15 protein-coding genes and 1 pseudogene are annotated in these 19,121 nt (G+C 67.9%); 7 read left to right on the top strand and 9 right to left on the bottom strand.

What is annotated here, in order from left to right:
• Nucleotides 1–222 precede the first annotated feature (222 nt).
• From IQ210_RS36555 to IQ210_RS36525, 7 genes and pseudogenes are all read right to left on the bottom strand, one after another.
• Nucleotides 223–940 (bottom strand): annotated as a pseudogene (locus tag IQ210_RS36555) (NADPH-dependent F420 reductase).
• 836 nt (nucleotides 941–1,776) lie between these two features.
• Nucleotides 1,777–2,637: an SDR family oxidoreductase gene (locus tag IQ210_RS36550; protein ID WP_194083529.1), complete on the bottom strand. Its 861-nt coding sequence runs from the start codon at nucleotides 2,635–2,637 to the stop codon at nucleotides 1,777–1,779.
• 70 nt (nucleotides 2,638–2,707) lie between these two features.
• Nucleotides 2,708–6,175, bottom strand: coding sequence for an indolepyruvate ferredoxin oxidoreductase family protein (locus IQ210_RS36545; protein ID WP_194083528.1), 3,468 nt, complete (start codon nucleotides 6,173–6,175; stop codon nucleotides 2,708–2,710).
• A gap of 15 nt (nucleotides 6,176–6,190) precedes the next feature.
• Nucleotides 6,191–7,114: a fumarylacetoacetate hydrolase family protein gene (locus tag IQ210_RS36540; protein WP_194083527.1), complete on the bottom strand. Its 924-nt coding sequence runs from the start codon at nucleotides 7,112–7,114 to the stop codon at nucleotides 6,191–6,193.
• Nucleotides 7,111–8,346, bottom strand: coding sequence for an NAD(P)/FAD-dependent oxidoreductase (locus tag IQ210_RS36535; RefSeq protein WP_194083526.1), 1,236 nt, complete (start codon nucleotides 8,344–8,346; stop codon nucleotides 7,111–7,113). Before IQ210_RS36535 ends, IQ210_RS36540 begins: the two co-directional genes overlap by 4 nt.
• Before the next feature lie 7 nt (nucleotides 8,347–8,353).
• Nucleotides 8,354–8,890 (bottom strand): VOC family protein, encoded by a 537-nt coding sequence (locus IQ210_RS36530; RefSeq protein WP_194083525.1) that lies wholly within the window; start codon nucleotides 8,888–8,890, stop codon nucleotides 8,354–8,356.
• A 44-nt stretch (nucleotides 8,891–8,934) separates the two neighbouring features.
• Entirely contained in the window at nucleotides 8,935–9,246 is a 312-nt protein-coding gene (locus IQ210_RS36525) for a 2Fe-2S iron-sulfur cluster-binding protein (RefSeq protein ID WP_194083524.1), read from the bottom strand.
• A gap of 465 nt (nucleotides 9,247–9,711) precedes the next feature.
• On the opposite strand from IQ210_RS36525, the gene IQ210_RS36520 reads away from it, so the two are divergent.
• Both IQ210_RS36520 and IQ210_RS36515 read left to right on the top strand, forming a co-directional pair.
• Nucleotides 9,712–11,178 (top strand): GAF domain-containing sensor histidine kinase, encoded by a 1,467-nt coding sequence (locus IQ210_RS36520; RefSeq protein ID WP_194083523.1) that lies wholly within the window; start codon nucleotides 9,712–9,714, stop codon nucleotides 11,176–11,178.
• Entirely contained in the window at nucleotides 11,145–11,870 is a 726-nt protein-coding gene (locus IQ210_RS36515) for a response regulator transcription factor (RefSeq protein WP_322657551.1), read from the top strand. The genes IQ210_RS36520 and IQ210_RS36515 overlap by 34 nt, the downstream gene beginning before the upstream one ends.
• A gap of 47 nt (nucleotides 11,871–11,917) precedes the next feature.
• Here the strand turns inward: IQ210_RS36515 and IQ210_RS36510 are convergent, their stop codons facing one another.
• The gene (locus tag IQ210_RS36510) at nucleotides 11,918–12,733 is read right to left on the bottom strand and encodes an IclR family transcriptional regulator (protein ID WP_322657549.1); all 816 of its coding nucleotides are present in this window, start codon (nucleotides 12,731–12,733) and stop codon (nucleotides 11,918–11,920) included.
• Between the two features lie 365 nt (nucleotides 12,734–13,098).
• Here IQ210_RS36510 and IQ210_RS36505 point away from each other — a divergent pair, with 365 nt between their 5' ends.
• The 5 genes from IQ210_RS36505 to IQ210_RS36485 all read left to right on the top strand — a co-directional run bounded on the left by IQ210_RS36505 (nucleotide 13,099) and on the right by IQ210_RS36485 (nucleotide 18,418).
• Nucleotides 13,099–14,085 carry an amidohydrolase family protein gene (locus IQ210_RS36505; protein WP_194083522.1) on the top strand — a complete coding sequence of 329 codons (987 nt, stop codon included), beginning with the start codon at nucleotides 13,099–13,101 and terminating at the stop codon, nucleotides 14,083–14,085.
• 8 nt (nucleotides 14,086–14,093) lie between these two features.
• Nucleotides 14,094–15,191 (top strand): maleylacetate reductase, encoded by a 1,098-nt coding sequence (locus IQ210_RS36500; protein ID WP_322657547.1) that lies wholly within the window; start codon nucleotides 14,094–14,096, stop codon nucleotides 15,189–15,191.
• Nucleotides 15,192–15,220: 29 nt separating this feature from the next.
• Nucleotides 15,221–16,099 carry an intradiol ring-cleavage dioxygenase gene (locus tag IQ210_RS36495; RefSeq protein WP_194083521.1) on the top strand — a complete coding sequence of 293 codons (879 nt, stop codon included), beginning with the start codon at nucleotides 15,221–15,223 and terminating at the stop codon, nucleotides 16,097–16,099.
• Nucleotides 16,100–16,469: 370 nt separating this feature from the next.
• Nucleotides 16,470–17,429 carry a VOC family protein gene (locus IQ210_RS36490; RefSeq protein WP_194083520.1) on the top strand — a complete coding sequence of 320 codons (960 nt, stop codon included), beginning with the start codon at nucleotides 16,470–16,472 and terminating at the stop codon, nucleotides 17,427–17,429.
• A 350-nt stretch (nucleotides 17,430–17,779) separates the two neighbouring features.
• On the top strand, nucleotides 17,780–18,418 hold the full coding sequence (locus IQ210_RS36485) for an FMN-dependent NADH-azoreductase (RefSeq protein WP_194083519.1): 639 nt from the start codon (nucleotides 17,780–17,782) through the stop codon (nucleotides 18,416–18,418).
• Nucleotides 18,419–18,512: 94 nt separating this feature from the next.
• Here the strand turns inward: IQ210_RS36485 and IQ210_RS36480 are convergent, their stop codons facing one another.
• Nucleotides 18,513–19,010, bottom strand: coding sequence for a MarR family winged helix-turn-helix transcriptional regulator (locus IQ210_RS36480; RefSeq protein WP_194083518.1), 498 nt, complete (start codon nucleotides 19,008–19,010; stop codon nucleotides 18,513–18,515).
• Between the last annotated feature and the right edge of the window lie 111 nt (nucleotides 19,011–19,121).

The following is a 19,121-nucleotide window of genomic DNA, read 5'->3' as shown; positions in this document are numbered from 1 at the left end:
TGGTGGCAGACCGGGCCCCGGCTCCCGGCGGTCTCCTTGTACTGCGTGGCCCGGGGGAAGATGTCGACGACCATGCAGGCTCTTCGGCAGGGTGTCGCCATGGACGAGCCTTGACCACGCAGCCCGCAACTGCCGTCGACCCCTGTCAGCCTTTGCCCCTTCTGTCCAACCGGGCCGGGCAGGTCTCCTGAAAGACCCCATTCCCATTCGACCAACTGCGGTTCAGCGAGTGGCGGCGTCGACCAGCTCCTTCACCCGATCGACAGGCACCGGCACACCCGGCGTCTGGAAGAACCAGCGCTCAGCCTCTTCCCGGCTCAGCCCCTCCGGCCGCTCGGCCATGTACGGCTGGACGTAGACAGGGGTGCCCGGCTGGCTGCGCCAGCTGTCGGTGAGGGTGCCGATGTCGACCGCGTCGTAGCCGAGGGCGTCCAGCAAGCGTGCCGCCTCCACTTTGGCTGCCGGGTCGTCGCCGGCGAGGGGCAGGGCGCTGCGATCGGGGGCGCCGGAGGGGCGGGCGCTGGTGGACAGGCGGCGGAAGTCGATGTTGTTGAACGCCTTGACGACGCGGGAGTCGGCGAGGTGGCGCTGCACGAGTTCACTTGAGGTCGAGTCGCCGGTGTCCAGGCCGGCGATGGCGCCGTCGCGGTCCGGGTAGTAGTTCATCGTGTCGATCACCGTCTTGTCGGCCAGAGCGGCGGCGGGCAGCTGCTCGTAGGCCTTCAGCGGGATGGTCGCCACCACGAGGTCACCGGCGCGCGCCGCTTCCTGCGGCGTGGCAGCGCGGGCGTGGTCACCGAGTTCCGCGACCAGGTCGGCGAGGGTCTCGGGGCCCCGGGAGTTGCTCAGGACGACGTCCAGGCCGGCGGCGACGGCTAGTCTGGCCAGAAGCACTGCCGATCATTCCGCTGCCGATGAGGCCGAGGGTCTTGGTGGACATGCTTGGTGACTCCGTTTCTTTTGACTGCCGAAATCGTGACCAGTGGGCGCGGGTGCGACCCGCGGCCCGGCTCAGGGACTACGGCGTGATGGAAGCGGCGGGGACGGCGCGTCCGAAGAGGTCCAGCAGGGCCGTCCAATGCCGTTCTGTGGCCTCGGCGTTGTGCATGGCGGTGTCGGCGTGGGCTCGACTGCCTCGGCATCGCCCTGGATCGCTGGACCGCCTCCGACGGCGCACTCGACCTCATCGGCCTGCTCGACAAGGCCTTCGCCGCGCTCGGTTCGTGTTAGGCCGTCCGCGCCGCATGACGCGGATCCTCCCACCCTCTGGGAGAAGACGGCGGGCGGACCCGCGCTAGAAGGACGCCGTGCGGCACCGGCCGCGGGCCCGGGTCAGTGGATCATGACCGGAGCGTCCGCCTCCGCAGCGTCCTGCTCGTCGCTCCCTGCCGCGACCCGCGAGGCGGATCGGGCCGGTCTCGTCAACGCCCACGGCGGCGGCATCGCACACGACCCGCCCTTCGGCGGTCACAGTCACAGGGGCATCGACGTCGAAAACTGCCATGGGACCTGCACAGCTTCACCGAGACCCAGGTCAGCGCTGGCCCGGCCTGCGGCGGCCGACAGGAGACCCAACACTGACACGTGCCGCTGCTTGGAAGTAAGCAGTCCATCGTGTTGCCGTCACCCGCAGCGACATGCCCACAGAATGTTGGCACTCACGGCTCGCCCAGACTCTCCGCCGGGCTGTCCGTCGGTACATCTACGCCTGTGCGCCGTACCGCGGTCGTGGAGCCTCGGCAGGCGGGGAGGAGGAGTGTGTGGTCCAGCCGTCCCTCAGTCCTTTGACCCCGTCTCGGGAGCCGACGCAGGGGGGTCGACGAAGATGTCGTACGCGAGCGTGTCGCCGACGCCGTACTTCGAGAGGTCGTTCATTCCGGCGCCGCGCAGGACATCAGCGTCGATGAAGGTGTTGCCGGTGCAGTCCCGGGACGGCCGAGTGAGGATGTGCAACGCGGCATCGGCGACGATGTCCGGGGTGCGGGACTTCACCACAGCGTTGTCACCGCCAAGCAGGTTCTGGACTGCCGCGGTGCTGATGTAGGTCTCGGGCCAGAGGCAGTTGGCGGCGATCCCCGCGTCGGCGTACTCGGCCGCCCAGCCGAGTGTCTGCAGGGACATGCCGTACTTGGCCACCATGTAGGCGGGCGAGAAGGCTAGCCATCTGGGGTTCATGTTGAGCGGCGGCGACAGGCTGAGGATGTGCGGATTCCAGGCCTGACGGAGGTGGGGAAGACATGCCCGGGTCAGCAGGTGACTGCCGCGGAGCTGAATCGCCATCATGAGGTCGAAACGCTTTGTGGGCAGTTCCTCGGTGGCGCTCAGCGCGATCGCGCTGGCGTTGTTGACACAGATGTCGATGCCACCGAAGTGGTCTACGGTCCTCGCTACCGCCCCTGCGACCGACTTTTCGTCCCTCACGTCCCCGACGATGGGGAGAGCTTTGCCGCCGGCCGCCTCGATCTCCGCGGCGGCGGTGTGCACCGTGCCCGGCAGGCGCGGGTCAGGCACGTCGGTCTTCGCCAGCAAGGCCACATTGGCGCCCTGACGGGCGGCGGCGACGGCGATGGCCAACCCGATGCCGCGAGAACCGCCTGAGATCAGGATCGTCTGGTCCCGGAGGGCCTTGTCACTCATCTTTTCTTCCCTCCTTGGGGATTCGTGGTCGAGCGGAAGGCGTCGTTGTGACGCAGGAGGGAGCAGTGGGTCAGGAAAGCCCCAGTTCGGCCAGCCGGGCGCGGTAGCGGTCGACGTTCGCGAGCTTGATGTCCTCGTAGCCGCGAACCATGTCGGCGGCTTCTGCCGCGGCCGCCGCCGTGCTGTATGACTCCTCAGTCAACTCGTTTGCGAGGCGAAGCACTGTCGTGCGGTAGGAGTCGCGCAGTTGACGCTCCAGTTTGCGCACTGGCAGGTGGCCGAAGGGGTCGAACGGGGTGTCTCGCAGGACGCGGCCCTTGGCCAGCATCCTCAACACCGGGCGCATCCAGGGGCCGAAGGCGATTTTCTTCTCGCGTCCCATCGCCTTGAGGATCGGCGGATGCAGCCGATAGCGCGGCTTCACCCCGCCGGGAACTTCGGCCTGCAGTTGTGCCTCGAAGGCCGGGTCGGTCAGCAGCCTGGCCACCTCGTACTCGTCCTTGTACGCGGTGAGTTTGTACAGCCCTCGAGCGACGGCCTCACTGAACGCCGTGTCCTGCCCCACTGCGCGTTCCGCGCGCCACACGGTCAGCATGTCGGTGACGTAGCGCTGTGCAACGCTCTTGCTCTGATAGCCGATCAGCTGGGTGGCTCGGATGCCGGCGAGGCGCCGGGTCTCGCCCGTCAGGTCGCCCAGGTCGATGTCGGCCGGCGCTTTCAGCGTACTCGCGGGCCGATCCGAGCTCACGGCTGCCGCGAAGGCGGTGGCGTCGGCGACAGCGACACGGCCCCACCGGAAGGCGGCGATGTTGTTCTTCACCGCGACGCCGTTGGCCTCGATCGCCCACTCGATCGCCGCGGCCGACATCGGCAGCACACCAGCCTGATAAGCGGCGCCCACCAGAAGGAAGTTCGCCGGCATGCCGTCGCCGAACAGCGCCTGGGCCGCCGCGGTCGTGTCGAGGGGCAGCACGTCCTTGGTGCGCCGGATGAACCGCGAGAGCAGCTCGTCGGCGTCAGGAGGGGTGAGCGAGGCGTCGCGCACCTGCGCGCCGGTCGGAACGGCGCTGGTGGAGACCACGGCGACGGTGCGTTCGAGCGACGCGAACGCGAGGTTCTTGGCGTCGGCGCCGACCAGAGCGTCGAAGGCGAGGTAGCAGGCAACCTCGCCGCCGACCCGGTTCGCCGGCTCGAGGACACTGTCCCGGTGCGCGATCCGCAAGTGCGAGACGACTGGCCCCGCCTTTTGGGACAGTCCGGTCTGGTCGAGGCCGTTCACGGTCAGCCCATCGCGGATCGCGGCCGTGGCGAGCACCTGGTTCACAGTGACGATCCCCGTGCCGCCGATACCAGCCAGGAAGACATCGGACATGCCGTGCGGCGCCGTCCGGTTGGGCTCCGCCACGGCGGTGGGCTCTGGGCGCTGCGGCGCGGACCGTTTGGACGGCGTTCCGGGTGGCAGCTCGATCGTCATGAACGATGGACAGTCACCGTCGAGGCACGAGTAGTCGGTGTTGCAGGAGCTCTGGTCGATGTGCGTCTTGCGGCCGAACTCCGTGTCCACCGGCTGCACCGACAGACAGTTGCTCTTGACCCCGCAGTCCCCGCACCCCTCACAGACCGCCTCGTTGATGACGACCCGAGTACGGCGGACCGGCTGCGCGCCCCGCTTGCGCAGGCGCCTCGCCTCGGCGGCGCACTGCTGGTCGTAGATGAGGACCGAGACTCCCTTCACCTCGGCCAGCACCTTTTGTGCCTCGTCGAAACGGTCCCGTTGCCACAGGGCAACACCGGCCGGCAGCTTCGGCAGGCGACGATAGCGCTCGGGTTCGTCCGCGCAGATGATGATCTTGTTGACGCCCTCCGCGAGCAGCTTCGCGGCGATTGCGGGCACTTCGAGACCACCGGCGGCATCCTGACCGCCCGTCAGGGCGACGGCCTTGTTGTAGAGCAGCTTGAAGGTGATCGACACACCCGCGGACACACATGCCTGTACGGCGAGCTGTCCGGAATGCGCGAAGGTGCCGTCCCCCATGTTCTGGTACAGGTGACGGGCCGTCGTGAACGCTGCCTGGCCGATCCACTGGGCGCCTTCCCCGCCCATCTGGGTCAGCGACACCACATCCGTTTCCGGACGCCCGTCGAGCGTGACCATCCCGTGGCAGCCGATGCCTCCGGCGGCGACCGATCCGTCAGGGACTAGCGTCGAGCGGCTGTGCGGACAGCCCGAGCAGAAGTACGGGGTGCGTCCCGTCGACAGCAACTCCAGGACCGGCGGTTCGCGGCGCGACGGCGCGAGGTCGACCCGTCCGCGCAGCACTCTGCGCAGCGGTCCTTCCAGGCTCCGCGCGTTCAGGTCACCGGTGACGGGCACCAGCGGCCGTCCCTCCGCGTCCGCCGCGCCGATCACGACCGGCGCGGCGGACATGCCGTACAGCACGTCACGCACCGCACGCTCGATGAACGGCTCCTTCTCCTCGACGACCAGAACCGTTTCGAGGCCGGCGGCGAACGCACGCACCTCGTCACGCTCGAGAGGGTGGATCATGCCGAGGCGCAGCAACCGGATACCGGCACGCCTCAGAGCCGTCTCGCCGTCCCCTTCGTCGAGTCCGACGTCGCGCAGTGTCTGGCGCACGTCCGCGTAGGTCTTGCCGCCCGCGATGATCCCGAGCCAGGCATCGGGGGTGTCGACCTCCACGGTGTTGATCGGGTTGGCGGCGAGAAAGGCCCGCACCATCGCAGCCCGTGGCCCGTGCAGCTGCTCCTCCGCCCGCAGGGACGCAGGCGGGGTGAGGCTGGGGTATTGCCGGTAGGTCCAGGGCTTGCCCTCCCACTCCAGCTCCGGAACGGTTACCTCGACTTCACCCACTGAGCCGTCGACGGTGTAGATGCCGTCGGCGACGTCCGTGGTGATCTTCATTCCGACCCACATGCCGGACGCACGCGACAGGGCCACGCCGTAGCGGCCGAGACGCACGATGTCCGCGGCGTCGGCCGGGTAGAGCACCGGCAGCCCGTAGGAGGCGAGCGTCTGCTCGCTCGTGCAGGGGATGGTTGAGGACTTGCAGCCCGGGTCGTCGCCCGCGAGGACGAGTACACCGCCGTGGGGGTGCGCTCCGCTGATGTTCGCGTGCCGGAGCGCGTCCCCGGACCGGTCGACGCCAGGGGCCTTCCCGTACCAGATGCCCACTGCACCATCGACTGTGCGCGCGTGCCCGGGCACCTCCAGTTGGCTGCCCCACACCGAGGTGGCCGCGAGTTCCTCGTTGACGGCGGGTACCAGCTTCAGGGCGGCGGTCTCGGTGAGTTCCGATGCCTTCGCCAGGGTCATGTCCAGCCCGGCGAGCGGGCTGCCCTGGTAGCCGGACACGAAGGTCGCGGTGTTCAGGCCGGCTGCGCCGTCGGCGGCGTGCTGCTCGACCAGCAGCCGGGCGATCGCCTGGACTCCGGTCACCGGCACCGGTCCGGCACCCGGTCGGTAGCGGGCAGACAGGTCGAGTTCGGCGGGCGGCCTTGGTGTGGTGGTCTGCGACACGGATCCGTCCTTCCCTCAGTTCGCGACCGGAACGGCGGCGGGAACGATCCGGTTGGTGAGTGTGCCGATACCGGTCACCTCGATGGCGACCTCGTCTCCCGCGCGGAGGTAGCGTGGCGGCTTCTGCCCCGCGCCGACCCCGGCCGGGGTGCCCGTGCTCAGGAGGTCGCCCGGCGCGAAGCTGTAGTAGCGAGACATCTCCTCGACGAGCTGCGGAATCCCCACGACGAGGTCGGTGATGTGGGCGTCCTGCATCACGGTGCCGTTGAGCCGGGTCGTCAGCCGCAGGGCGCCGGGGTCGGGGACCTCGTCCGCGGTCAGGATCGCGGGGCCGACGGGGGCGAACGTGGGGAACTGCTTGCCCATGAGCATCTCGATGACCGACCAGCGGCCCTCGATCGGTGTGGCGGCCGTGAGAAACGCCCTCACCCCGTCACGGGCGGAGACGTCGTTGAGGATCGTGTAGCCCGCGACGTAGTCCATGGCCTGGTGCGCACTCACCCGGTGGCACTCGCGGCCGAACACCACGCACAGCTCACCCTCGAAATCGACCATCTCGGCGAATTCGGGCGGCAGGACGATGGGTGCGTCCGGACCCGTCACGGCGTTCGGGCTCTTGATGAATGACGGCGCCTTCTCAGGTACGGAGTCGCCCATCTCCTCGAGGTGACTTCGGTAGTTGCCACCGGCGCACAGGATCAGCGCGCCAGGCCGGATCGGCGCATGCAGGCGCACGTCACTTCGAGGGATGCGCGGCAGGCCGTCGTTGTCGGTCGCCCGCATGACCCGCTCACGGATGTCGTCCCATGCGACGAGCATGTCCGGGACCGAGGCAGGGGCGCCCGGACCCAGGACGGTGTCGGCGGGCAGGACGGCGTCGCCGACCAGGAAGCCCGGCCGAGGGCTGCTGCCCGGTGTCGAGAAAGACACGATGTTCATGCTTGAGCTCCGAGCGTGTCGAGATCCGGTGTGCCTGCGACCACTGACTGCCACCGCGGCGGATCGGACAGCAGGCGGCGCATTTTCTGGAACTCGCGCATGCGGCCCAGCGCGATCACTCCGGCGAGATCGGGGCCGCGCCGTACCAGGGCTAGGTATGCCTCGGTGTCGGGTCCGCCGTCGACGAAGCGCACCTCGTCGCCATAGGTGACACCGGCGATCTGCAGCCGGGTGCCGTGCTGGTCGGTCCAGATGAAGGGCACGTCCCGGTAAGGGACGGTGGTGCCGAGCAGGTCGCGGGCGACGTGGGCAGCCTGGCGATGGGCCGAGGTCCAGTGCTGAAGGCGCACGAGCGCGCCGGTGGCGCTGTCACGGCGACGGGCGATGTCGCCGATGGCGTAGACGCCCTCGGCCCGGGTGCGCAGACCCTCGTCGGTGTGAACGCCGTCGCTGAGCTGCAAACCGGACCGGTCCAGCCAGCCGGTCTCCGGTGCGCCACCGAGACCGAGCACGACGATGCCGCCGGGCAGCCGCGTTCCGTCCGCAAGCTCGACGGACTCGACGCTGCCCTGGCCGTGCAGAGCGGCCACCGTCCGGCCGCAGATCACTCGCACACCACTGGCTTCATGCAGACGTTCGAGGGGACGGGACAGGCCGGGGGTCAGGACGCTGGGCAGGAGGTTCCCGCCGCCCTCGACGATCGTCACGTCGAGCCCCTGTTCGGCCGCCGAGGTGGCGACCTCTCCGCCGATGAAGCCACCGCCGACGACGACAACCGGGCCGGGCTTTGTTCTCAGTGCGTCCCGCAGCGCCCGGGCGTCGGCGAGCGATCTCAGCGTGTGCACCCCGTCGAGCCCCACGAACGCCGCAGGGCGCCGAGGGGCGACGCCGGTCGCCAGCACGAGCCGGTCGTAGGCAAGCTCGTCGGCGCCGTCAGCGGCAGAGCGCACGGCGACACGCCTGCGGGCGGTGTCGAGGCCGACAGCCCTGGTCGACAGCCGGAGTTCGACCCGCAGTTCCGTTATCCGGTCGGCGCTCCAGAGCCTGAAGTCGTCCTCGTCGAAGACGCCAGTGAGGAATTCCTTCGACAGTGGCGGACGGTCGTAAGGCAGTTCGGGATCGGCGTCGACGACCGTCAGGGCGCCCTCGAAGCCGTTCTCGCGCAGCGACTCCACGACCCGGACACCTGCGATTCCCGCTCCCACGACGACGACGCGTTGCGCAGTGCTCATGCGATGATCACGCGTCCCCGGGGCGGGAAGCCTGTTCGTCACTGCCGGTGTGCTCCAGCGCGTCCAGGTCGATGTCGGTCCGGCCGGTGATGTCTAGTGCGGGGTTCTCGTACATCGGGGCGTAACCACGGGGGCCGAAGTGCACGATCTCCCACCAGTTGCCGTCGCAGTCGGCGAAGTAGAAGGAGTAGGTCCCGTGCTGCATGAGCGGCTTGGTGACCCGCCCGATCCCGTATTCGCTCTTGTTCGCCACCAGCGCGGCATAGGCGTCGTCGACGGCCTCGGCACTCGGGACATCGAGGCCGTTGTGGTCGAGGAGGCCCATCGTGCTGGGCTGCCCTGTCTCGACGACAGCGTAAGTGTGGTCGCTGCCCAGGCGGATCAGCATCGACACGGGGCTGGTCTGGATCACCTCCAGGCCGAGGACCTCCTCGTAGAAGCGCCGCGACTTCTGCAGGTCGAGAGATGTGAGCGTGCCGTGGGAGATCATTCCGACGGGGACGAGCGGATTTTCGGTACGGCAACTGGTGGTGATCTGGGGCATGACGTTTCCCTTCGTGTGCCGACGCGGTGGGTGTGGGGGTGCGGCTATATACGCGTGGCGACCGTGAGCTCCAGGCCGTCCAGTGCGGGCGTGTAGACGATCTGACAAGCCAGGCGGGAGTTCGGCTGCCGATCCGGCAGCGTCTCAAGCATTTCCTCCTCGTACTCGTCAATCGGTTCGAGCAGGTCCCACTGATCGGGCCGGACCGTGACATGGCACGTGCCGCACACGGCGTTGCCGCCGCAGACGCCGATGACCCCTACCTTGAGAGGGCGAAGCTGGAGCATGAGGCTGTCGCGGGTGTTGACGTCGACCTCGCGACGCGTCTGGTCACGGCCATGTACCACAATCGTCATCAGGTCCTCCTTGTCCGCTGCGACTCATTGCACAGCCAGGCGGCGTCCGGTCGCATCGGAGGATGCACGGAAAGCCCTGAGTCAAATGACGTAGCGTGCGAAGGCCAGAGTCGAGTGCGGTCCGGCCCGGAGAACACGGCACTGATCAGCCATGACGTGCGGTTCTGACGGCGTCAGCGCTATGTTCACCAGTCCGAGCACCACCTCGCCCGGCCGTGCCCGTTCCCGCACGCAGTCCGCCCCCGGGTCTGCCCGGTCGCGCCTTCCGTGCGGGTCGCATTCCGGCGAACGGCGTACTCGGCTCAGCAGAGAACGTATGCAAAACTGTCAGATCAGCCTCGCCCTCCCAGTCACCTACCAGCACCGGAGCTGCGCACGGATCGTGCCGGGCGTCCGGCATATTCAGCGCGAGGGTCACGAGTATCGAGAGTGCCGAGGGTGCGATATGCGGCAAGGAGGCCTCATATGACCGACTCCCGAGGAACCGTGACGGCTGAGGCGATACCCGCGTCGTTGACGACGCTGCTGGGGTTCATGCGTGACGGAGTGGTTCTGCTCAACCGCGACCGCCGCATCTCCTACCTCAACGGCGAGGCCAGTCATCGACTCGGGTTGGACACCTCCGTCCTGGTCGGAGAGCGTCCGTTCCTTCCGCCGGCATCGAGCGACACCGTCGAGGTCGAGTTGGACATCGACGGCGAGCCGTACACCGCCGTCATCGTGCGGGACGACACACGCTCTGTCGCTCTGGATCAACGTCGCCTCGTCGCCTTCACCCGGACAACGGCTCGTGCGGCCTGCATGGGCTCCCTTCAGTCCACCCTCAACGCCGTCGCGGCAGAGGTGCTCAACGTAACCGCGGCGGTCTCGTGCACCCTGACCCTCACGGACCCGGAGGCCGGCGAAACATGGATCGAGGGCGAGGCCGGGGTTCCTCCGGAACACTGGTCGAAGGTGCAGGCCGCCTTGCGTCTCGGCGCCCCCCTGCTCGCATTGGCCGCAGCCAAAGGCCGCAGTCCGTACATGGAGCGAGACCTTCGCAGGAGGATGCGGGACGACGTGCGGCTCGCGCCCTTGGCGCCCATCGTCGAGCAAGGCCACTGGAAGTCGCTGGTGGCGGTGCCCATGGTCGTGCGCGATGTCAGTCTCGGTGCGCTGACGGCGTACTACCCTGCTCCCGCCCATCCGGACGAGGCAGAGGTCGCGTTCATCAGTGCCATGGCCGACCAGGCGGCGATCGCTGTGAACACGGCACGGTTGTTCGCGGACGCCCAGGAGAAGGCCGCACTGGAGGAGCGCAACCGGCTCGCGCGTGACCTTCACGACTCGGTTAGCCAAAATCTGTACTCGCTCGTGCTGCAGGCGCGGGCAGCACAGTCGGCCGCTGCGCGCATCCAGGGTGCTGACGGCGCGATGATGGGGGAACGGCTCCAGACGCTGTACACCCTGGCGGAAGCGGCCCTCGACGACATGCGATCCGCGATCCTGCAGTTGCGGGAACCCGCGACCATGGGTGATTCGGGCCTCACCGCAGCAGTCCGCGAGCACGCGGCCGCGGTCGCGCGTCGAGAAGGCGCCGACATCAGTGTTGCCATTCCGGACGAGCCGCTGTTGCTGTCGCTGGAGACCGAGCACGAGCTGTTCCGGGTGATCTCGGAGGCTCTCACGAACAGCATGCGTCACGCGCGCGCCACCCATGTGGAGATCCGCATCATCGAACCGGATGACCGCAACGAGCTGGTGGTGACGGTCACCGACAACGGCACCGGCTTCGACACGTCACGCCATCGACCCGGTCACGTGGGCCTGGTGAGCATGCGTGAGCGCACTGAACGGCTCGGCGGCCGGCTTTTCGTCGAGACCTCCGGAGAAGGCACAACCGTTCGCGCCGTTGTGCCGTGCCGACGCTGGCCGACCGGAAGTGCCCAATGATGACTTCATCCACCGAGGATGACCAGGTCATCCGGGTAGTCGTCGTGGACGATCACGTCGTCGTTCGACGCGGCCTGGCCGCTTTCCTCGACGAGACGCCCGATATCCGTATCGTCGCACAGGCCTCGGAGGGTTCGGGGGCACTCGCCGAGGTGCAGCGCCTGAAGGCAGCGGGAACCCCACCTCATGTCGTGCTCACCGATCTGATCATGCCCGGACTGGACGGCATCGAGACCACGAAGCTGATGAAGCACTACCACCCCGATGTGGTGGTCATCGTGCTGACCAGCTTTGGCGAAGCCGACCGCGTCCGAACCGCTCTCGCCGCGGGCGCGGCGGGATACGTCCTGAAGGACGCCGATGTCGACGAGTTGGCGGCCGCGATCCGGGCGGGCAATCGAGGGGAAATACACCTGGATGCCGCCGTCACGCGCCACCTCACGTCCGATCCGACCCAACGCGCCGCGCCCGATGCGCAGCTGACGGCACGGGAGTGGGAAGTGCTACGTCACGTCGCCGCCGGGCACTCGAACCAGGCGATCGCCGATCGGCTGGTCATCAGTGAACGGACCGTGCGCACCCACGTGAGCAACATCCTCGGCAAACTCGGGATGGCCTCCCGTACCCAGGCCGCTCTCTGGGCGCGAGAACAGGGCGTCGCATCTGATTGGGGCCGCGGGCCGGCGCGGTAGCGCGATCCGCCAGACCACGTCACACTCCGTGTTGCACCGCGTCGGCCCTACGACAAGTGCCCCAGCTCGCGCGACGCCGCGGTCACCGTGGTGTGCAACTCGGCGGCCACTTCAGCGAGGTGGTCGGGTGTTCCGGCACTCTCCGGGAGCGCCACGGACAGTGCGAGCGGCAGCGGATCATTGGCGGCGAACACGGGAGCCGCGACGGAGATGACGCCTGCAATGACAGCGCTATGGGTCACGGCGTGCCCGCGCTCACGGATATCGGCCCGGATGGCTGCGATGCGCTCCGCAGGCCATTCGCTCTCCCTGCCCCGCACCTCCCGTCCCAGCACCTCGTTGGTGAGGGTTTCGGGCAAGTGGGACAGGTACACCTGGCCGACGGAGGAGGTGAGCAGAGGGAGCGTGGCGCCGACCCGCACCGTGAGTGGCAGCGGTCGGGTCCCATACGCCCAGCTCACCACGATCGGACCGCGGTCTCCCCACACCGCGACGTTCACGGAGTGGCCCGTGCGGTCCCTCAGCCGCATTGCGTGGCCGGCGGCGACCGCCACCTCGTTCGTACGCCGCAGCGCCTCCGCTCCGAGGCGACGCATGGAGGGCCCGAAGTCGTAGAGACCGGTCGCGGAGTCCTGGAAGGTCAGCCCGATGCGCCCGAGGCTGACGAGATAACGGTGCACCTTGCTCGGCTGCATCCCGCTCGCCTGAGCGATCGCCGACAGGCTCAGAGCACCTCCGCCCTCCTCAAGCGCCAATAGCACCCGCATCGCGGTTTCAACCGACTGGATCCCCTGGCGTCCGAGCCCGTCGGACACGGCGTGCTGCGCGTGCTGCCCGTTCTCGGCTGGATCGGCGACCGCCACGGAGCTCTCCTCTGCATGCCGCCAGTGCATGAACGTGTTCAGCCTATCGGAGCCCACGATCCACCCTCCTGACGCCGTGGCCTGCGGTCTTCTCGATGGAACCGAGTGCCGACTCTCACGCGCCGGATGCGACACCGTTGATTCACCATTGCATAACACGTTACGCTCTGGTGAAATTCGATAGCCTTCCCCGTCATCTCGCCAGTCCGCGCCCCGACGAAGGCCAGGCCCGGTAGTCGGCAAGAGCCACCGCCAGCGAACACGCCGACGAGCCACCTCATGCACGAACCCCGCCACCCCGTGGGCGACGTGCGCTCCGCGAATTTCGCGCGCAACCACACAAGATCCACCGAGGAGACGCCGCAATGAAGCTGATCGCCCTCGAAGAACACTTTGTGACCGCCGACCTGGTCGGCCACGGTGCATCCACTGCATCCATCGCCCAGCCTCACGTCTGGGCCGAGGCCTCCCGCAGGCTTCTCGATCTCAACGAAGAGCGCCTCGCCGCCATGGACGCGGCCGGCCTCGACATGCAGGTTCTCTCGCTCAACTCCCCCGGTATCCAGGCGGAGACAGACCCCGCCGCCGCCGTACGGCAGGCGACCACCGTGAACGACTTCCTCGCCGGCGTCATCGCTGAACACCCTGACCGCTTCTCCGGTTTCGCTGCCCTTCCTCTGCAGGATCCTGCCGCTGCGGCGGACGAACTGGAGCGTGCGGTGGCGCAACTCGGCCTGCGCGGCGCCCTCGTCAACGCCCACACTCACGGCACCTACCTGGACGACCCCGCCCTCCGCGTTGTCTGGGAGCGCGCTGAGCACCTCGATGTACCGCTCTATCTGCATCCGGCGAACGGCGTCGACACGGCCCACGTGTTCTCGGGCCACCCCGAACTCGTCGGACCGATGTGGAGCTGGGGGCTCGACACGGCCACTCACGTCCTGCGGCTCATCTTCGGAGGCGTGTTCGACGACTTCCCGAAGGCGAAGCTCTTGCTCGGGCACATGGGCGAGGGGCTGCCCTACGTGCTGTGGCGCTTGGACTCCCGCTGGGGATTCCACGCGCACCACGGCATCGAGCTCAAGCGTGAGCGCCCCTCCGAGTACATCCGCCACAACCTCTACATCACGACCAGTGGCGTCTGCTCCTCCGCCCCACTGCTCGCCGCTCTGCTCTCGATGGGCGCCGACCACATCCTCTTCGGCACCGACTACCCGTTCGAGGACATCGAGACGGCCACGCGGTTCCTGCGCACCGCACCGATCAGCGATGCCGACCGGCTCAAGATCGGCCAGCAGAACGCCGAGAAGCTCCTCCGCCTCACCCCCTCGTCCGCATACGCGAGCGTGTGAGCAGAAGAGTGAGCACTTCCCTGACATCCCCGGTCGTGTTTGAGTCCTGGGGGCAGCGAGTCCTCTTCGGCTCGGGCACCGCCCGGGCTGACGTGGCAGCCGAAGTCGCGCGGCTCGGCTCGACCCGTGTCCTCCTCATCGCTGGTCAGCGGGAAATGGCCTTGGCTAAGGAGATCTGCCGGGACGTGCCCACAGTGGCCGCCTTCGGGCACGTCAAACCGCATGTACCGGCCGACGTGGCCGATGCCGTACGCGAGGCTGTTCGTGCACACGCGGCCGACCTGCTCCTCAGCGTCGGCGGAGGATCGACGACGGGCACCGCCAAGGCGGCCGCGCTCACCACCGGCCTGCCGATTCTCGCCGTCCCCACGACCTACGCCGGCTCGGAGGCGACCCCCGTGTGGGGCCTCACCGCGAACGGCGACAAGCGCACCGGCGTTGACGCTACCGTGATTCCCCGCGTCGTCGTGTACGACGCGACCCTGATGCTGTCGCTACCGGCACGCCTGTCGGTCACCTCGGGTCTCAACGCCCTCGCCCACTGCGTCGACGCCATGTGGGCACCGCGGAACAACCCGATCAGCTCGGCCCTCGCCGTCGAAGGCGTTCGCTCGCTGGCCGCCTGCCTTCCGTCCATCGTCACCGACAGCCAGGACGTCACGGCGCGGCGGGACGTCCTCTTCGGCACCTACCTGGGGGCCGTCGCATTCGCCGGCGCCGGGTCCGGCCTCCATCACAAGATCTGCCATGTACTCGGTGGAGCGTACGACCTCGAACACGCCGCGCTGCATTCCGTGGTCCTTCCACACGTGGTCGGCCTGAACCTGCCCGCGGCACCCGACGCGGCGCGCCGGCTCGGATCGGCACTCGGGAACAGCGCCGACCCGTTCGGTGCGTTGCTCGAGCTCTACGCGGAGCTCGATCCGCCCGGTTCTCTGCGCGAGCTGGGACTTGGGGAGTCGGCACTCGATCAGACGGCTGACCTGATCGCGGCACAGGTGCCGGAGTCCAATCCCCGCCGGATGACACGCGAGGCCATCCGGGAGCTGCTGGCACGAGCCTGGCGTGGCGAGGCTCCGGTTCTCGTCCCGCTCACCAGCACATGAGCGATGACTCCCCGACGAAGGAGGAACCGATGGCAGAGCAGAGCAGCGACCGTGCCCGGCGGGAACAACGGGTGACGGACCAGGTCGTCGCGAGCTTCGAGACGACCGACAACGACCGGTTCAGTGAGGTCATGCAGGCACTCGTACGGAACCTTCACGCGTTCGTGCGAGAGACCCGGCTCACCGAGGAGGAGTGGAACGCGGCGATCGAGTTCCTGACGGCGGCGGGTCACATCACGACCGACACGCGCCAGGAGTTTGTTCTGCTCTCCGACGTCCTCGGCATCTCCATGCTGACCGTCGCTGTGAACGAACCCGATCTGGGCGAGGCCACGGAGTCCACGGTGCTGGGACCGTTCTTCGTCCAGGGCGCACCGGAGATTCCCCTCGGCGGCGACATCGCGAAGGGCGCCACCGGCGAGCCGTCGTGGGTCTACGGCACGGTGACGGACACCGATGGACGACCGGTCCCCGGTGCACGCATCGAGGTCTGGGAGGCAGACGGCGACGGCATGTACGACGTCCAGTACGAGGACGGCGCTCTTGCCGGGCGTGCGCACCTTTTCAGCGACGACGAGGGCCGCTACCGATTCTGGGGGCTCACCCCCACGCCCTACCCGATCCCGGACGACGGTCCTGTTGGCCGACTCCTGCGCCGCGCCGGGCGCTCTCCGATGCGGGCGCCGCACCTGCACTTCATGGTGACGGCGCCCGGCTTCCGTCCTCTGACCACGCACATTTTCGTATCCGGAGGCCCATACCTGGACAGCGACTCGGTGTTCGGCGTGAAGGAGTCCCTCATCCGCACCTTCGAGCGCCACCCGGCCGGCACACCCGCGCCAGACGGACTCCGTCTGGAGCGCCCTTGGACTTCGGCTCGCTTCGACATCGTCCTTGGACAAGCCTGAACGCGGTGGTTCACTCGACGGGCGTGCGCGCTGGTGCCTACGTCAAAAGTCGCAGGCAATCCCAACATTCAGCCCTGCACCTGAAAAGGTACTGAGCCTACCGTCCAGGCATGCATCACTGACATGACGCACTTGTAGAACGGGACAAGTAGAAGGACCTGTCGCGCCAGCAGCATAGCTTGGCGCCGCAAGCTCGACACAGCAGGTCTCCTCGCCCTCATCGACGACTCGAACAGTTCATTGCGTTCGTCGAAGCCGACGGGGCAGCCCAGCCCTTTCCCTGCCAGAGCATTCGTTGGCGCGGCATCTACATCAGGCCGCTCCATGGACGACCAGCGAGCAAGAGAGGAGCACACTGATGGATTCCCCGATGAGTTCGATGCCCGTGATCCAGGTATCTTTCAGCACCCTGAATCTTGAGGCCACCGCAGCGTGGTACCGGGAGGTCATTGGCTTCCTGCCGGGCGGCGCCTGGCAGGGAGTCACCGGGCCGGAAGCCGCCGCCTTCCTCGGCTTCCCGTCCTGCAACGCCGACCTGATGTGGCTGCTCGATTCGACCGATCTTTTCCAGCTGGAGTTCTTCCAGTTCAGCGATCCTGCGTCCGTGCCGGGAAGCCGCCGTCCGGACGACGCCGGATGGTCGTTGGTCGGCCTCTACGTCGACGACCTGGACGCAGTCCTGGCCGGGCTGCGTGAGGCCGGCTCTCAAGTCGGGCCGGTTCTCGGCGACAAGCCTGAGCGTCGGGTCTGTACACGTGATCCTGAGGGGGTATGGCTCGAACTGCGCGAACGTGTTCCGGGAGTTTCCCTGACCCGCACGATCCGGGAAGCCCCAGTGACGACGGCCTTCGTCCGGGTCGTGGTCACCGATCTGGCCGGAGCGCAGAACTTCTTCTGCGACACACTCGGGCTGCGCGACACCGGCGCGGTACTGCACACGGAGGCCGATGAGGAACTCTGGGGGTCCCCGGCCACCAGCGCCACGTCCTGCGTGCTTTCCGCGGAAGGTTTCCATGACGGTCCCGTGATCGAGCTGGTGCAGTACGAGACCCGGGTTCCGCGACCGTTGCCGGAGGGCTACCGGGTCTCTGATCAAGGCATCCTCAACGTCGCATTCGGATCCCGTTCCCCCGGGATCTACGACGCCGTTCTGGACCGGTTCCGTGCCAGCGGGTTCCAGCTGCACGCCGAACTCAAAGTCGCCTCGGCCCGGGGCCACTTCGCGGTGGGTGCCGAGGGTCTGAGCGTGGAGTTCCTGACCGTTCCTGACCTCGAGACCGAACAGCTACTCGGATTTGGCCCCAAGGGCACATTCCCCGAACCTCACTGAGGAAATGCTGAAGGCTCGGATCCCAGGCGAAGCTCGGCAGAGCGCGATACCAGGCTGGACTTGGCGTCGCGCTCGTTCTCCGGTTCGCCCTGTTCATGGTCGCCACTCGCGGCCCGGGCCGCGTCAGCTCGCCTGAGTTCTCTGACTGCGCATCAAGTCTGGTCCGCTTTCGCCGTCACGGCCCGAGGCCCAGACGAGCACCCACGAGCAGCGCACCAGTGTCAGGATGGCGATCAGTGTCGATAGGCACATGACCTTCCGGTACTGACACCCGTGTGCCTTTTGTAGGGCGTCTCATACTGTCGCATCATGGCGCTCCGTCCGACTGACAAGAATCGGAGAGCGCCTTCATGTCCTATCTCCTGCACATCGATTCCTCCTCCCTGGGCGCCGACTCTGTGTCCCGGCAGGTCGCCCAGTCTTTTCGGGATTCGTGGCGGGGCCCGGTCGTTCACCGCGACCTCGGAGCCGCACCGGTGCCTCACCTCAGTGCCGCCGGCATCACTACTCGCAGCACGGACGAATCCGCACGCACCCCGGATCAGGCCGCGGCCGCGGCGATCCAGGAAGAACTGGTCGGGGAATTCCTCGGGGCGAGCGCTTACCTGTTCACGGTACCGATGTACAACTACTCGATTCCCTCGGTGTTCAAGGCATGGCTGGACCAGATCATGTCCGTGGGTACCACGATGGGCCTTCCCGATGGCCCGCCGGCCGCCGGCCGCCCGGCGTTGGTGATCTCCGCCCGCGGCGGCGGCTACGGCCCCGGGGCCCCCAACCACGGCATGGATCATGTCATCCCGACGCTGGAGACCGTCCTGGGCCACCGGCTGACGCTCGGCCTCGACGTGCGCGTCCTGACCCCCGAGCTCACCTTCGCCCGCATAATGCCCCACATGTCGGACCTCGTACCGCTGCACGAGGCGTCCCTGGCGGACTCCCATGAGCAGGCCCGCAAGCTGGCGGAAGCCTTCCAGGCAGCCCTGTAGCGGCTGTAAAAGTCGCCTTCGCCCCACCTACGGGCGTCGCGGAGCCCGACTACGGTGGCGAGACTGGAGCCGGCGACGCCAGCCCGCCGGATCCCTAGCTCAGTTCGGTGTCACTGGCGTGGGCAGCGAGGTTGGTTTCGAGGTGTTCGAGGACAGCGAGAGTCTCGCTGCGTTCGACTTCGGTGAGACCGCCGGTGACGTAGTCCTCGAGGCGGGACCAGAGCTCTTCGACCTGTTGGCGCAGGGCCAGGCTGGCGGCGGTGGGTTCGACCAGGACGGAACGCTTGTCGCTGGTGGAGCGCTCGCGGCGCACGTAACCGGCCTTTTCCAGCCGCTGAATCGTGCGGGTCATGGTGGCGGCGTCGGCGCCAACGTGTCGGGCGAGGTCGGTCTGGCGCATCCGGCCGCGGTCCCACAGTTGCATCATGACCAGTTCCTGGGCCGGGTGCAGGCCGACCTCGCGCAGCACCTGGCCGGCGAGCATGCGGTGCAGGCGGGCCACCCGGAAGATCGCATGGCTGATCGGTCCGCGGCGTGCGGCCTCGGGGAGTTCACCGGTCTCGGAGACCTGGGGTACTGCCTCGGATTCCATGGTGCCGCCTTCTGCTTTCTCCCGTGCGACCGTCTTTTCCGCGAGCCGCCCGCGGCAGCCGGCACTGGGCCGGCTGCCGCGGGCAGGCCTTCGAGTCCGCTTCCTGGGAGC

The organism is Streptomyces justiciae (assembly GCF_015163075.1).
In the GTDB taxonomy this organism is placed as follows: domain Bacteria; phylum Actinomycetota; class Actinomycetes; order Streptomycetales; family Streptomycetaceae; genus Streptomyces; species Streptomyces justiciae.
The sequence above is the reverse complement of the archived record's forward strand: the minus strand, read 5'-3'. Positions and strand labels throughout refer to the sequence as shown.

Bases quoted from the DNA above. Each gene is read 5' to 3' on its own strand.
- IQ210_RS36540 (WP_194083527.1), bottom strand. From the start codon at position 7,114: ATGAACATCGTGTCTTTCTCGACACCGGGCAGCAGCCCTCGGCCGGGC.
- IQ210_RS36505 (WP_194083522.1), top strand. From the start codon at position 13,099: ATGAAGCTGATCGCCCTCGAAGAACACTTTGTGACCGCCGACCTGGTC.
- IQ210_RS36535 (WP_194083526.1), bottom strand. From the start codon at position 8,346: ATGAGCACTGCGCAACGCGTCGTCGTCGTGGGAGCGGGAATCGCAGGT.
- IQ210_RS36550 (WP_194083529.1), bottom strand. From the start codon at position 2,637: ATGAGTGACAAGGCCCTCCGGGACCAGACGATCCTGATCTCAGGCGGT.
- IQ210_RS36520 (WP_194083523.1), top strand. From the start codon at position 9,712: ATGACCGACTCCCGAGGAACCGTGACGGCTGAGGCGATACCCGCGTCG.
- IQ210_RS36495 (WP_194083521.1), top strand. From the start codon at position 15,221: ATGGCAGAGCAGAGCAGCGACCGTGCCCGGCGGGAACAACGGGTGACG.
- IQ210_RS36490 (WP_194083520.1), top strand. From the start codon at position 16,470: ATGAGTTCGATGCCCGTGATCCAGGTATCTTTCAGCACCCTGAATCTT.
- IQ210_RS36525 (WP_194083524.1), bottom strand. From the start codon at position 9,246: ATGACGATTGTGGTACATGGCCGTGACCAGACGCGTCGCGAGGTCGAC.
- IQ210_RS36480 (WP_194083518.1), bottom strand. From the start codon at position 19,010: ATGGAATCCGAGGCAGTACCCCAGGTCTCCGAGACCGGTGAACTCCCC.
- IQ210_RS36485 (WP_194083519.1), top strand. From the start codon at position 17,780: ATGTCCTATCTCCTGCACATCGATTCCTCCTCCCTGGGCGCCGACTCT.
- IQ210_RS36530 (WP_194083525.1), bottom strand. From the start codon at position 8,890: ATGCCCCAGATCACCACCAGTTGCCGTACCGAAAATCCGCTCGTCCCC.